The sequence below is a fragment of the Nitrosomonas ureae genome (assembly GCF_900108305.1).
Lineage (GTDB): Bacteria > Pseudomonadota > Gammaproteobacteria > Burkholderiales > Nitrosomonadaceae > Nitrosomonas > Nitrosomonas ureae_B.
On sequence record NZ_FNUX01000018.1, the window covers coordinates 1 to 15525 of the forward strand.

Annotated in this window: 12 protein-coding genes; 11 read left to right on the plus strand and 1 reads right to left on the minus strand. The window is 45.4% G+C overall.

From position 1 onward, the window contains the following. The first annotated feature begins 451 nt into the window (after positions 1-451). The 10 genes from C4S39_RS10175 (at position 452) to C4S39_RS10220 (ending at position 14337) form a co-directional block, all read left to right on the plus strand. Positions 452-2173, plus strand: a complete 1722-nt coding sequence (locus tag C4S39_RS10175) for an OprO/OprP family phosphate-selective porin (protein WP_103966899.1) — start codon at positions 452-454, stop codon at positions 2171-2173. A 256-nt stretch (positions 2174-2429) separates the two neighbouring features. After that, positions 2430-3392, plus strand: a complete 963-nt coding sequence (locus C4S39_RS10180) for a PstS family phosphate ABC transporter substrate-binding protein (protein ID WP_308457313.1) — start codon at positions 2430-2432, stop codon at positions 3390-3392. 288 nt (positions 3393-3680) lie between these two features. Next, positions 3681-5192 carry an ABC transporter permease gene (locus C4S39_RS10185; RefSeq protein WP_103966901.1) on the plus strand — a complete coding sequence of 504 codons (1512 nt, stop codon included), beginning with the start codon at positions 3681-3683 and terminating at the stop codon, positions 5190-5192. Further along, complete coding sequence (locus C4S39_RS10190) at positions 5189-7237, plus strand: ABC transporter ATP-binding protein (RefSeq protein WP_103966902.1); 2049 nt, start codon at positions 5189-5191, stop codon at positions 7235-7237. Before C4S39_RS10185 ends, C4S39_RS10190 begins: the two co-directional genes overlap by 4 nt. A gap of 16 nt (positions 7238-7253) precedes the next feature. Further along, a complete protein-coding gene (locus tag C4S39_RS10195) occupies positions 7254-8864 on the plus strand; it encodes a peptide chain release factor 3 (RefSeq protein WP_103966903.1) in 1611 nt (536 codons plus the stop codon). Continuing rightward, positions 8864-9937: a metallophosphoesterase gene (locus C4S39_RS10200; protein ID WP_258039397.1), complete on the plus strand. Its 1074-nt coding sequence runs from the start codon at positions 8864-8866 to the stop codon at positions 9935-9937. Before C4S39_RS10195 ends, C4S39_RS10200 begins: the two co-directional genes overlap by 1 nt. Then, positions 9934-10803 carry a YicC/YloC family endoribonuclease gene (locus C4S39_RS10205; RefSeq protein WP_103966904.1) on the plus strand — a complete coding sequence of 290 codons (870 nt, stop codon included), beginning with the start codon at positions 9934-9936 and terminating at the stop codon, positions 10801-10803. The genes C4S39_RS10200 and C4S39_RS10205 overlap by 4 nt, the downstream gene beginning before the upstream one ends. Positions 10804-11022: 219 nt before the next feature. After that, positions 11023-11250 carry a PP0621 family protein gene (locus tag C4S39_RS15850; protein ID WP_103966905.1) on the plus strand — a complete coding sequence of 76 codons (228 nt, stop codon included), beginning with the start codon at positions 11023-11025 and terminating at the stop codon, positions 11248-11250. A gap of 10 nt (positions 11251-11260) precedes the next feature. After that, a complete protein-coding gene (locus tag C4S39_RS10215; protein ID WP_103966906.1) occupies positions 11261-12913 on the plus strand; it encodes a two-component system sensor histidine kinase NtrB in 1653 nt (550 codons plus the stop codon). Next, entirely contained in the window at positions 12904-14337 is a 1434-nt protein-coding gene (locus C4S39_RS10220) for a sigma-54-dependent transcriptional regulator (RefSeq protein ID WP_103966907.1), read from the plus strand. The genes C4S39_RS10215 and C4S39_RS10220 overlap by 10 nt, the downstream gene beginning before the upstream one ends. 132 nt (positions 14338-14469) lie before the next feature. On the opposite strand, the gene C4S39_RS10225 is transcribed toward C4S39_RS10220, so the two are convergent. Then, entirely contained in the window at positions 14470-15048 is a 579-nt protein-coding gene (locus C4S39_RS10225) for a DUF2780 domain-containing protein (RefSeq protein ID WP_103966908.1), read from the minus strand. 183 nt (positions 15049-15231) lie between these two features. On the opposite strand from C4S39_RS10225, the gene C4S39_RS10230 reads away from it, so the two are divergent. Next, positions 15232-15435: a hypothetical protein gene (locus C4S39_RS10230; RefSeq protein WP_103966909.1), complete on the plus strand. Its 204-nt coding sequence runs from the start codon at positions 15232-15234 to the stop codon at positions 15433-15435. Positions 15436-15525: the final 90 nt, after the last annotated feature.

The window sequence follows — 15525 nt, forward strand, 5'->3', positions numbered from 1 at the left end:
ATGCCTATCTTGTAATATTTCGAGTCGTACCACAGCGACATGTCATAGTTGGCGCTCGCCGCGCCGCTAGTTGTGCCATAGGTTGTTGCCATGTTGATCTCCTATTAATTTAACAGATTGTTTGTTAACAGAAAAATTTGTTTGAGATGGAAAATAACTTTTACCACTCAACGTAAATTAGACAGATTCTTTCTTCCTGAAAGTTCCCATCAATCTGTGAAAACTCTATCTGGCATTTACAAAGTATTTAGCAGTTCTATAAATGCAGGGATATTCTATAAATTAATATCCAATCTTTCAATTAATTAAAAAATAAATTCAAGTTCACAAGTAACAATATTGTCACAATTCTGCAAAAAAAATGATGTTGTCACAAAAATGTAACATTGCTGTTATATAACCGCTGTCTCGTCTAGTAATTTATTTTTCAACCCTGGATTAACGACAGATAATGAAATTTCTCAGCCTTATTTTAGCAACCCTCGTGATATTCAATTTATGCGTCATCTCCAACGCTTATGCATTGGATTTGTATGTTGATACAAAAACCAAACAAGTTTTTGCGGAACCCGGAGCGGGTAGAGTTCATATGGGTACGTATGTAAAAGCCGATAATCCGCCGGCGCAACCGGAACCCCCCAAAGTAGCTACAACACCATCCGCGGCACCTGCTGAATCAGAGAAAAAAGAAACAGTGGCCGGATCAACTTCAATGCGTGAGGAAAAAGCCACAGAGGTGGCGGATAAAACCATACACGAACGCCTGGCTAGCCAAGTCTCAGTGCTGGAAGAACGCGTTAAGGATGTTGAAAAGATACATGGTACGTTTGATGATCGGGGTTTACATTGGGCCACCAAGGATGGAAATTTTTCAATGTCGATCAATGGACGATTACAACCCGCTTCACAATATAATTTCGTCAATGATCCTGATCCTGCCTTCGGGTCCAATACCGCGAATGAACTGAATAGCGGCATGAATATCCGCCGCGCCCGCCTGGGTGCTGAAGGCACTTTTTATCGAATATGGGATTATAAATTCGAGTTTGATTTTAGCCGTGGCAATGGCTCTGTCGGATCCGGAATTACGGATGCTTTCGTACGCTTGAATCATACGGATGCACTGTCTTACAAAATAGGCTCATTCAAAGAGCCATTCAGTCTGGAAGAGGCTGCCAGCAATCGATTTCTTACCTTTATCGAACGCCACATGTCGGTCAATTCGTTTGTAGATAACCCCAATACTTACAAAACAGGTATCGGCGCTAATTATGCAGTAACACGATTCCAAACCGGGCTGGCTTTTCAAACCGAGCCTATTGGCGCGTGGTCGGCCGCATCAACTTCAGTGAATGCAAACGGCAACCAGAGTCGCAACAACGGTTCCGGTGACACTGGCTGGCAAGGTATAGGCCGTATCAGCGGCAGACCCTGGATGGAAGATGAAACCAAGTTCTTACATGTGGGCATTTCTGCAGGACACACCGCAGTCAACACGCAATATCGTGCTGATGGCACCATGGTTGGAGAAGGCTCTAATGGCGGCGGCGGCGGTATGTCATTCGTCGCATTCCCGGGAACCAACGTGGATCGCAGCAATGTCCTGAATACCGGCAACTTGAGCACAGGCGCGCTCAACGATCCGAACCGGCGCGAGATTAGCAGCTATGATCGATACGGTGCGGAAGCATGGTTTGTTCATGGCCCTTTCTCAGCGCAAGCAGAGTTCTTACGCACCAATATCAATGGGGTTGGTTATGATGGAGAGCACCTGACGGGTTACTATGGTTTCGTGAGTTACTTCCTGACTGGTGAGTCCAAAGCCTATCATGTCAGAAACGGCGCAGCAAACCGGATTAGACCCAACCGGCCGTTTCAATGGAATGGATCGGGATGGGGTGCATTCGAGCTTGCTGCCGGTTATGATTACATTGATATGAATTCGGGAGTCATCAGGGGCGGGCGGGCTGATATGGTCAGGTTTGGTTTCAATTGGTATCCTCACTCGAACGTTAAGTTTCAGGCAAACGTTATACATATGCTGGATATCAATACGGCTAGAACACCCACCACCAATACCGATGGATTCTCTGGCGGAGCCGGGGCACGGACTAATGGCTGGAATGATGGCGATTTGAGTGCATTCCTGACTCAATGGACTATCGATTTTTAAAGGCGTTTTGCGTTGTGCGCACAGCGGGAACCCGGAAAACTCCGGGTTCCCGCTGCACTTTAAATTTATATTCCGAGTCTTAGCTCATGTCACCTCAAAACTATCCCTGCAATCAAACTATAGGCTAACACGATGTGGATTATGATCTATAGTAGGCTGCACAACACAATCCATCTCACACAAGGAGGATGAAATGCCGCAAATATACACCTTCAAAATACCAAACATAATGTTCTTACTCTGTGTAGGTATAAGTATGCCGAGTATTGCAAATGCACAATCGATCATCCAAACTGATGGCTCCAGCACCGTCTATCCCATTACCAAGGCAGTCGCCGATAAGTTTCAAATCGTAAAAAAAAATACAGTGAATGTTACGGTCAATATTTCCGGCAGTGGTGGCGGCTTCAAGAAATTCTGCCGTGGTGAGATCGATATCGTGAATGCCTCGCGGCCCATTCTGAAGAATGAAATGCAGGATTGTAAAAATTCCCGTATTCAATACGTTGAAATCCCGGTAGCTTTCGATGCCTTAACCGTAGCAGTTAATCCGGAGAACCATTGGGGAACGGCCATGACACTGGCAGAATTGAAAAAAATATGGGAACCGGCTGCACAAGGCACGATTACCCGATGGAAACAGGTCAACTCGGCGTGGCCCGATGAAACCATTAAACTCTATGGCGCCGATCCGGATTCCGGCACTTATGATTACTTCACGAAAGCTATTGTAGGTAAAGCAAAATCAAGCCGCAGCGACTACACTGAATCCGCAGATGATAACGTATTGGTTAACGGTGTGGCCAGCGATAGGAATGGCCTGGGATTTTTTGGATTTTCCTATTACATTGAGAATCAGAATAAAGTCACAGCTATTGCCATAGATAATGGAAAAGGACAAGGTGCTGTTTCTCCAGCGGTCGAAACTGTCGAAAACGGCAGCTATCAACCTTTGTCACGTCCGGTTTTTATCTATGTCAATGTTAAAGCTATCGAGAAGCCTGAGGTTAAGGAATTTGTGGAATTTTATCTAAAAAACGCTCTCTTGCTGGTAAAAGAAGCAAAGTTTTTTCCATTGCCACCTCGAGCTTATACCACTATGCTGGAGCACTTTAACAGAAAAAGATCAGGTTCGGTATTTAGTGGGATACCGGCAATAGGTCTCACTATTGACGAACTGATCAGACGCGAGGACCGGCTTCAGTACGAAAATTTTTAAACCCATACAACGAAATACATAATTGTCTGAAAATTGCTTATCGCTTTAAAGAGGTTGAGAAATTTGCATTTGTCATTACCAGTGGAGTGAGGAATCTTTAACAATCAATGCAGTAGATTTATCGCCTTGCTCGAAATGCGCTTGTTTAGAACTTCCATAACAACAACAGTTAATAATTTCTTAATGAAATTATTAACTGTTGTTTTTTTCAAATTCAACATTCATTTATGATATAAGTCCCCCATTGCAATTAAATAACATTATCTCCTCGCAACCATTATCTAATCTATGCCTTTCAGCCCCATTATCCTGTGGACAGATGCACTTATATATTTATTCATCGGCATTGTATTTTTTTTGATTTGGCATGTAAGACAAAACGAACATCTATTGACACCTTGGAGACGTGTAGGACATAGCACCAGCGGCATGTCCGCGCTGACGGTGCTATTTTTTTTCTTGATCGCAGGGTTACTCGATACTATCCATTTTCGCCCTGCTCTCGATCACAAAACCTCGGACGGAGAAAGCGTTTACAGTGTAGAAGTCTTGAGCGTACTTGATCTTCTGGTAACGCCACTGCGTACGAATATGGAAAAGACCTATTCCGCGCCATTGGCTACACATCTCTACGCAAAAGAAACGATTGAGCTTCCCGATGGCCAGCAGGTTCGAACTTTCGCCCGGCTTAAATATGGCGGGGCTCACCTGCAAAATCCAGATACGGATCATGTCAATGACATTACATGGCGCAGCGCAAAAGGTTTGATGACTGGTTTTCTGACCTGGTGCTCGCTTACCGCAGGTTTAATCATGTTATTGTCGCATCGGCATCAGAAAAGTTTTACCCAAACCATTACAGTCATTTTGCGATGCAAAATGGAGATTCCCTGGCACGCCATTTTGATCACGTTATTAATCCTGTTACTGATCATCGGTTGCGGAACAGCATTAGCCAGTCACTACCATGTCTTAGGCACTGACAAGGTTGGACAGGACATTCTGTATCAATCACTCAAGAGCATTCGTGTCGCTTTGGTCATTGGTACTCTAACCACGCTGATTATGCTGCCGTTTGCACTGTTGCTCGGCATTATGGCTGGTTACTTCAGAGGCTGGATCGATGATGTTATTCAATATATTTATACCACGCTGAATTCCATACCCAGCGTATTACTGATCGCCGCTGCAGTACTCATGATGCAGGTATATATCGAAACCCATTCGGAATTATTCGAAACCATCGCCTCACGCGCCGATCTGCGCTTGCTATTTCTTTGTATTATTCTTGGCGTTACCAGTTGGACCAGTTTATGCCGGCTGCTTCGCGGCGAAGCCATGAAGCTGCGTGAATTGGAGTATATTCAGGCAGCACACGCCTTTGGCGTTTCACATTGGCGCATCATTACGCGCCACATTTTACCGAATGTAATGCACATCGTTTTAATCGCGACGGTCATGGATTTCAGTGGTCTGGTTCTGGCTGAAGCGGTTTTATCTTATGTCGGTGTGGGTGTCGATCCTTCCACGATGAGCTTTGGCACTATGATTAACGCGGCACGTTTGGAAATGGCACGCGAACCGATGGTCTGGTGGACATTACTGGCAGCATTCGGATTTATGTTCACCTTGGTATTGAGCGCCAATTTGTTTGCCGATGCAGTACAAAACGCTTTGGATCCGCGCACAAGAACGTTAAAACAAAGCAAGAAATTCTTTCAGGAATCAGAAAACAAACCACAGACACCAGGCAAAATATCCCAGGCTATCGGATCTACCCAATCTTCTCATCAGCCATGAAAAATTTGCTGGAAATAGAACATCTTGAAACCTTGCTGCATACTGGCAATGCACCCGTGTGTGCAGTCGATGGATTGTCTCTGGCAATTTTACCGGGTGAAACATTTGCGTTACTCGGAGAATCCGGATGCGGCAAGTCAATGACAGCACTTTCCATTATGCGCTTGCTGCCCGAAGCGGGTGAAATTGTTGCCGGGCAAATCAAGCTCAATGGCACGGATATCCTGCAACTCTCTGAAATGGATATGCGCACAATCCGAGGCAAACGCATCAGTATGGTTTTTCAGGAACCGATGTTGAGCCTGAATCCAGTCCTAACCATCGCTGAGCAAATTGAAGAAGTATTGAACCAGCATTTGCAATTATCCAAAGACGCAACCCGGCAACGCATTCGGGAATTGCTGGAGCAGGTCGGCATTCCCGATGCAACGCAGCGCATGCATGAATATCCGTTCCAGTTTTCCGGTGGCATGAAACAGCGCGCCATGATCGCCATGGCGCTTGCGGGCGAACCTGAGTTACTCATTGCCGATGAACCGACGACAGCTCTGGATGTGACGATACAGGCACAAGTCCTGGATTTGATGCGACAAGTCCAGCAACGCACGCGCATGGCAATTTTACTGATCACGCATGATCTGGGTGTGGTTGCCGAAATGGCTGAACGCATCGCAGTAATGTACGCAGGAGAAATCGTCGAACTGGCTTCCCGGGATGATTTCTTTCAGCGCCCAGCTCATCCTTACTCGCAGCAGCTGTTTGCATCCTTACCCGGAAAACAAAAACGCGATCAGGCATTAACCGTTATTCAAGGCAGCGTACCCTCCCTTGCACAACAGTTTCATGGCTGCCGTTTTGTTGATCGCTGCAATCAAGCTCTGGCTATCTGCCACCATACCGTTCCCCAATGGCATCCGGCAACATCGGAGAGCCATCAAGTGCGCTGTCATTTGTATTCGTATCAGCAAAATGCCCCGGAAAAACCACCAGCACATAACGCTGATCAGCAGGTAATCGCTTTAGATACACAATCCGCTACGACAGAAGAAATATTATTACAAGTTACCGACCTCAAAGTACACTTCCCGATTCGCAAAGGATTATTCAAGCGCGTGGTCGGTCACGTTAAAGCAGTCGATGGTGTATCGTTAAAAATTGTTGCTGGACAAACTTTGGCATTAGTCGGTGAATCGGGATGCGGCAAAACAACGATCGGCAAAAGCATTCTGCAATTGATTAAACCAACCGCCGGAAGCGTGCGCTTCAGAAACCAGGAACTGGTTTCTCTAAAACGCGCTCAGTTACGGCAAATACGTTCCCAATTTCAAATTATATTCCAGGACCCCTACTCTTCACTGAATCCGCGCATGCGGATTATTGAGATTTTGCGGGAAGGTATGGATGCGCTGATCATCAGTAAAAAAAATGATTCTAAAACTCACGTTCCATCATCAATTGATTCAAGAGAGGAAGAAATTGATGCATTATTACGTCAAGTGGGTTTGCCTGTTGAGGTAAAATGGCGGTATCCGCATGAGTTCTCCGGCGGTCAGCGGCAGCGTATCGCCATTGCGCGCGCTCTGGCGGTTAATCCGGAACTATTAATCTGCGATGAACCGACCAGCGCACTGGATGTATCGGTTCAGGCGCAAATCCTGAATCTGCTCAAATCGCTGCAAAATAATTTAGGGCTTGCATTTTTATTTATTACCCACAATATCGCTGTTGTGGAATATTTGGCTGATGAGGTTGCTGTCATGTATCTGGGACGAATTGTTGAATATGGGCGTATTAATGAGGTGATGAATCACCCCAGGCATCCTTACACCCAGGCGTTGCTATCATCAGTTCCGCAAATTGAATCCAATCCCGACCGCCAAGTCATTGCGTTGAAAGGCGACCTGCCATCCCCGGTCACACCGCCTGCCGGCTGTCATTTCCATCCACGCTGCGCCAGCGCTATGCCAATTTGCCGCATAACCTATCCTCCGGCCAGCACATTCAGCGCAACGCATACAACCCATTGTTTCCTTTATCCACACTAACAAGTTTCTTGAAATTATGAGTATTCATAACGAAGTGGCGCGTCGCCGCACTTTCGCTATCATTTCCCATCCTGATGCGGGTAAAACAACGCTGACTGAAAAATTGCTGATGTATGCCGGTGCGATTCATATCGCCGGCAGCGTAAAAGCACGCAAAGCCAGCCGCCATGCCACCTCGGACTGGATGGAAATCGAAAAACAACGCGGTATCTCGGTCGCCAGTTCAGTCATGCAAATGGAATACCGCGATTGCGTAATTAACTTGCTTGATACTCCCGGTCACCAGGATTTCTCGGAAGATACCTATCGCGTGCTCACCGCAGTCGATGCCGCATTAATGGTAATTGATGCCGCCAATGGCGTCGAAGCACAGACATTGCGCCTGCTGGAAGTTTGTCGCGCACGCAACACCCCGATCGTCACTTTTGTCAACAAAATGGACCGTGAAGTGCGTGAACCGCTGGATTTGATCGATGAAATCGAACGTACCCTCGGTATGGCCACCATTCCTTTCACCTGGCCGGTCGGTATGGGAAAAAACTTTCAAGGTGTCTGCGATCTGAAAAATGATTGTATGCGCATATTTCAAGCTGGATCTGACCGCATCGACAATAAAAATGAAATGATCGTGCAGCTTGATGATCCGGAGATCCAACAACGTTTCGGCACGGATTTGTCCAGCGCTTTACAGTCAATCGAGTTGATTAAAGGGGCTTCACCGGCTTTTGATCATCAAGTGTTTCTTGCGGGCAAACAAACCCCTGTTTTCTTTGGTTCCGCAATCAATAATTTTGGTGTGCGGGAAATTCTCGATTCGTTGGTCGATTTGGCACCACCACCCGAGTCACGTAACGCTATTCAGCGTGAAGTATTGCCAGATGAAAAAAAATTTTCCGGCATGGTATTTAAAATTCAGGCCAATATGAATCTGGCACACCGCGATCGCATTGCCTTTGTGCGTATATGCTCCGGTCATTTCAAGCGCGGTATGAATTTGAAAGTCGCACGCAACGGCAAGGATATCCGCACCAGCACGGTGGTATCTTTTTTGTCGCAACGTCGTGACATTCTTGAAGAAGCTTACCCCGGAGATATCATTGGCATACCGAATCACGGCACGTTGCAACTCGGCGACACTCTGACCGAAGGTGAGGTATTGCAATTCACCGGACTGCCTTTTTTTGCTCCGGAAATTTTCCGTACCGTGGAAATCTCGGATCCGTTACGCAGCAAACAATTGAAGCTGGGATTGACGCAACTGGGTGAAGAAGGTGCGATCCAGGTATTCCGTCCGCATTTGGGTAACATGCTGTTACTTGGCGCCGTTGGCACGTTACAATTTGAAGTGGTCACTCATCGACTGCAATATGAATATGCGGTGGCTGCCCGGATAGCGCCGGCCAAATATCAACTGGCACGCTGGATTACTTGTGACGATGCGCACGAATTACGACGATTTATTGAAGCCAACGCGCATCGGATCGCCTATGATGCCGTGGATGCTCCCACCTTTCTGGCCGCTTTTGGCGCGGAATTAAGTGTCGCGGAAGAGAACTGGCCGACGATTCGCTTTCATAAACTACGCGAACACGCCGGTTTGGTGTTTCAGGATCATATCAACGCATAATGGCACATAGAATGATATGGATACCGGTTATTTTATTATTCATCTTTTTTACGGCATCCACGTCGGCTAGTAATTCAACTTCCGCATCCGCTGACCCTCTCACCCGGTTTGTTGTTATTGGTGACATGCCTTATACCGATACCGAATATGCACTGCTGGAGCAACCTGATGGCGCCATCGCCAAAGCCATTCGCACCCTCAATCCTCCCGTACTCATTCATCTGGGAGACTTCAAACAGAGCCGGTTAAGCTGCAGCGATGAACTGTTCCTGGATCATTACCGCCAAATCGCACAGCTCAATCCCCATAGAACTGTCTATACCCCCGGCGACAATGAATGGGTGGATTGTGACCGGTTTACCTTTGCCGCACGCTACGACGAATTGGAGCGGCTCAACTTCTTACGTCAGCTCTTTTTTCACCAGGATCACCGTCAATTGACCAAAAACATTCCCGGCCTTATCCGGCAAGAAGGGTTTATCGAAAATGCGCGATGGGAATTCAATCAAGTCGTTTTTGCCACATTGCATGTTCCAGGAACCAATAATGGCCGCATGGAAATTTTACGCAGCAACCTGCAGGATGCCATGGATGAAGCCGATTATCGCGACCAATCCAACGAAAAATGGCTACAGCAATTATTCGTCGCGGCGGAATCCGCGTCAGCGCTCGTCATTGCATTCCATGCCGATATTTTTAATTTTGATCATAAGAAACCGGCCTGCACGATCGAGAATCGCACGAATTGCGATGGCTATCGAAAGCTGCGTGATTTGATTAAGAGCCAAGTTGCGCAATTCGGCAAACCGGTTTTGCTCATTCATGGCGACTCTCAGGCATACTGCCTGCATCAACCGTACACCTCGATTCCTAATCTTTGGCGGCTCAATGCCCCCGGAGACTACAAGTACATCGATGCCAGTCAGGTTGTATTTGATCCGGAAAACAAGAACACACCCTTTACCGCTCGCGGCGTGCTTGACCGCAAACCTGCTCCGGCAACCTGCAGCTATAGTATTTTCGGCTCATCCCGACATTCTCCACCTTTATTTCCAAGAACACAGCTATCATGATATTCAGCATGACCGGTTACGCCGCCGTTAGCCAGGAAACACCTCACGGATCTTTCAGCATCGAAATACGCTCAGTCAATAACCGCTATTTGGATATTCTATTCCGCCTGCCGGATGAGTTCCGCAAGCAAGAAGCCGTTATGCGCGAACTGCTCACTACGCAGCTCAGTCGCGGAAAAATCGAATGCCGTCTGAATTTCTCTCCATCAACCGGCACGGTAAATTTACCACAACTGGATCACACGTTATTAGAGCAATTACTGCAACTGGAACAAACGATTAAAACACGGCATGCCGTAGCGGCATCGCTAACCGTGGCAGAAATTCTTAAATGGCCCGGCATACTGGGAAGTAATCATGCAAGAAGCATCGAAGAACTCGATGAAATCACGGTAATGCTACTGCAAACTGCACTGAACGATTTAAAAGCTGCACGAATACGTGAAGGCAATAAACTCAAATCAATTCTACTGAATCGCATCGAGCAAATGCGTCAACTCTTGCAGATAGCATCACCGCGAATTCCCGCACTCATCGCGGCCTTTGAGGAAAAGCTGCGTACCCGTCTGGAAGAAATTTTAGGTAACTATGAAAATGAGCGGATCCACCAGGAAATTACATTGTTTGCCGGGAAAATCGATGTTGACGAAGAACTCTCGCGTCTGCATGCACATTTACACGAAGTGGAACACATTCTGGATAAGGGCGGCTACGTCGGGAAACGGCTCGATTTCATGATGCAGGAATTGCATCGCGAAGCCAATACCATCGGATCAAAGTCCATTGATCTGGAAATCACGCGAATCTCTATGGAGTTGAAGGTAATCATCGAGCAAATGCGAGAGCAAGTTCAGAATATTGAATGATGAAATTGCCCTGAGACTTCATAATCCCTATATATTTTATTGATAGGCGGTAAAACCATCATTGTTTTATCATTTGCCTAAGCTCAAAATTGCTATGCTTAACTTGTACCGCGCCGGTATAGCCAATTTAATCCGGAAGAAATTAATTCATTCTTTGGCAATCCAAAAAATTTATGTTAATAATTGGATTGATGTCATTCCATAGAGAGCTGAAGAAAAATGGGAAAATTATTCTTTTATATCCTAATCGCACTATTGATCTATTGGATAATTAAGAGCCGTCATTCTAAAAAAGACTCAAATATATCGAATCAGGATTCGATTGAAGACACGGTCAATTGTGTGCATTGTGGTGTTTATTTGCCTAAAAGTGAAGCAATCAAGCATCAAGATAAATATTTTTGCTGTCAGGAGCATTGTGACCAATTTTTAAGCTCTCCACCTTAAATTAATTGTTGTGCCGACATCTACTTATCCATCACAAACAAAACACTCAATATTCTGGCCCTTCCATTCTAAACTAGCGAGTGCTGATTACACCGGCCAGTACTGGTGTTCGCTTTACTATTTCAATATTTACCGCATACTATTGGGCAGTAGTCTGCTCATTAGTGTTTGGAAATTTGAGCTCACGAGTTTTGGTTCGCATCATTACACCCTATTTCTGTACGCAGGACTTTCACATGTAGTTTGCAGCTGTATATCCTTGTTGCTGATTAAATTAAGAACCCCGGGGTTTAGTTGGCAATTAGCCATACAAGTAATTTGTGATATTGTTTTTTTTACCATCATGTTACACGCCAGCGGGGGGCTGCAGAGCGGTTTAGGCGCCATACTGCTGATATCCCTCGCGGCAGCGGGATTGATCAGCCGCGGTCGTTTAGCATTATTTTTTGCATCGATTGCGACAATCAGCTTATTACTGCAAGAAACATATTCCTTGCTTACAGTTAACTATTATTCAGCTCAGTATTCACAGGCCGGTTTATTGAGCATGGCGTATTTCGCTGTAGCTTGGTTGGCGCATCAATTAGCCAAACATACTTTAGCCAGTGAACAGCTAGCAAAAGAACGTGGTATTGATCTGGCAAATATGTCGCAAGTCAATCAATTGGTCATTCAGGATCTGCAGGAAGGCGTACTGGTAGTAGATAAACATGGCGTTATCCGACAACATAATAGCTACGCTGATAAGCTGCTCGATTTAAGATCATCTGCAAATGACACAAAATCACTCAAGCTATCCGATTACGCACCTGATATAGCGGAAAGGCTTAAGAGGTGGCAGGGAGACAGCAAAATGAATTTCGATCTATTGCGATTAACGCATAGTCATGCGTTAGTGCGAACCCGCTTTCTACCCATACAAGCTGATTTCAGCAATGGAGTTGTAGTTTTTCTTGAGGATATGGGGCGTATACAGGCACAGTTACAGCAACTCAAACTGGCAGCTGTAGGGCGCTTGACAGCCAATATTGCACATGAAATCCGTAACCCGCTGTCGGCTATCAATCATGCAGCTGAGCTTCTGGAGGAAGAACAACAAGAGAATCATACAAATCCCCGCCTCGTGCATATCATTTGTGATAATACCCGGCGATTAAACAAGATCGTACAGGATGTACTACAACTAAACCGGCGTAACATTCCGAAACCGGATATCTTGGAATCTCACGATTTTATTAAGAAATTTCTTGAGGAGTTTTGTGATGTGGAAAAAATCGATAGGGATGTATTCGTATTTCAAAACACCAATAAATATTTAGTTAGTTTTGATCGTGATCACTTGGCCCAAATACTCTGGAATTTGTGCCGGAATGCATGGCGGCATTGTCGCAAGCAAGCTGGCAGTGTTCTTATTGAATTGTCTACGACAACCAACGGGCATAATGTTTGTCTGAACATTATTGACGATGGCCCGGGTGTGGATCCGCAGCAAGTCAAAGAAATTTTTGAGCCTTTCTTTACAACTGCCGATGGTGGCACGGGATTGGGTTTATATGTGGCGCGTGAACTGTGTGAAACTAATCAGTCATCGCTTGATTATATTGAAGACTCTTCAAGTGGGCATTTTAGAATAATATTGAGTTGCAGTGAACCATGTCGATAGATAACGAACGGATTAATCTGCAAAAGAAGATTCTATCCCCTAGAATACTAGTTGTGGATGATGAGCCTGATATTATTGAATTGTTAGAGCTCACACTGGCCCGAATGGGAATGGAAGTTTCTAGTGCAATGTGTATCCATGATGCCAAAGCGCTGCTGCAATCGCACTCATTTCAATTATGCCTTACCGACATGCGGTTGCCAGATGGTAATGGATTGGAACTGGTTAAATATATTTCGCAGCACTTTATTGATGTTCCTACTGCCGTTATTACTGCGTATGGCACCACAGAAAATGCAGTAGCTGCGTTAAAAGCCGGCGCTTTTGATTACTTACCCAAACCGGTTTCCTTGAAACAGTTACGTGACCTGGTTAAATCGGCTTTAAGCCTTCCACCGGTAAAGATTGAATCAGCAGGGCAAGGTGAAATAAGTCAACAACGCACGCTACTTGGCGAGTCTGAATCCATGCGCCAGTTACGCGCAACCATCGACAAACTCTCGCGTAGTCAAGCTGCGGTATATATCAGTGGTGAATCGGGTAGCGGTAAGGAGTTAGCCGCAAAAATGATTCATGAAAGAAGTGCGCGCCACAAGCAGCCATTTGTTGCTGTCAACTGTGGCGCAATTCCAGAAAATCTGATGGAAAGTGAATTTTTTGGCTATAAGAAAGGCGCCTTTACTGGCGCGGAAAAAGATCACGATGGATTTTTCCTGACCGCCGACGGCGGTACCTTGTTTCTTGACGAAGTCGCCGATTTGCCATTAACGATGCAGGTTAAACTGCTTCGGGTCATTCAGGAAAAACAAGTAAGAAGGATCGGGGATACACAAGAAAAAAGTATTGATGTACGAATTATCAGCGCTACCCACAAAAAGCTAAATCATTGCGTCGCAATGGGTCAGTTTCGACAGGATTTGTACTACCGTTTGAATGTCATTGAACTGAATATGCCTGCATTACGTGAAATGCGCGAAGATATTCCACTCATTGCAGAAGCCATTCTGGAAAAACATTGCCAGGAAGCCAGTCGACCCATCTGTCGCATCGAAAAAGATGCCATGATAATGCTCAAGAACTATGATTTCCCGGGTAACGTTCGTGAGCTTGAAAATGTACTGGAACGCACGTTAGCGCTTTGTCCGGATGTGAACATTGGAATAGAAGAATTACAATTGCCGGATCAGACGGTTGAAGCAACGCCAAACGATACTGCGGAAGTCACTCAGACTCCCGCCACTACCATTCAAGTAAAGACAGATCATAATCTACCGCTACAGGATTATCTCGATAAACTGGAGAAAGATTCCATCATCAAAGCGTTGAATGAAAGCCGATACAATCGTACCAAAGCTGCCAAAGGACTGGGTATCACGGTTCGTTCATTGCGTTACCGGATGGAAAGATTGGGGTTAAACGACTAACAACCTACCACCAACCAGGCAATATTCGTCTTGCACATCAATGAAAGCAACAAATTCGATGTACAAGACGCCGCGCATTATTTCGATAGATCTGCTCTTTTCCTCTTAGTTACCTGTAAATTCTGCCTTACCTTAACGTCCGGTCAGAGCGGATTGCAACAAACTAGCACTGGCTTGTCCGCTTGTCTTGCTTACATAACTTGTAATAACAGGAATAAATTGACCGATCATATCAGGAGAAAGATCCAATTGCTGGAATGACGCCGCCAATGCAGCGGCATTCCCCAACGAACTACTGCTATCACCCATTAATGAAGATAAATTGCCAGATAAATTTGACATCGCAGGCGCAGCGCTCAACATATTATCCATTCCTGGAATGGATCGGGATATTGTCGCAAATGCTTGCGGATCCATATTGCTCTGAGCCATCTGGAATATGGCTCCCGCCCCGCCTAGTGCTTGTTGCGACGATACGCCCAAGCGATGAGACAAAATATCAACCAAACCAATTTGCGCCATTCCAGCCGGATCGCTGGCAGCCGTCGCTCCGGCATTCAGTATTTGCCGACTGCTTTGTGCCGCACCCTCTACAGTGGACAAGCCTTGATCGATTGTCCCCAATGAACCAGCGCCACCCGTATTAGTTGCACACCCGCTTACGGATAAACACACTGCAGTAGCAATTAAATAATAATTGATTTTTCTCATGACAACTCCTTCAAAATAGAAAATATTAAACATTCAATAAATATTTTAATGACAGCATGCCATCAATCGACGTTCAATGCTACATGATACATGCATTGTCATAAATTCTTCAAAATACGGTCATCAAATTTTCACATTTTTTAGTTATGCTGTTCTACGTCATAAATAACAAGGAGAAGAACAATGTACTGCTTAATTAAAGAATGGCCCAATAAAATGGCAACACTAATGACTGAAGATGGCGTCGTACTCTGGACATTTAGCGATGTGGAAGAAGCTCGCAAAGTATGGCAAGACTGGTGTTCCCTTCAGAATGACAAAAACGCAAGTCAATCGAGCCAAATCGAACACCCTTGTACAGCAGATTTATCCGAGCAAATTTTCTAAACATTCGGTCATAATTTAACATCTCCCCTCTTTTTGGGATGATCCATAATGATCAGATTTATCTTTTGCCTTCCTGTTCAGCCCACTTCT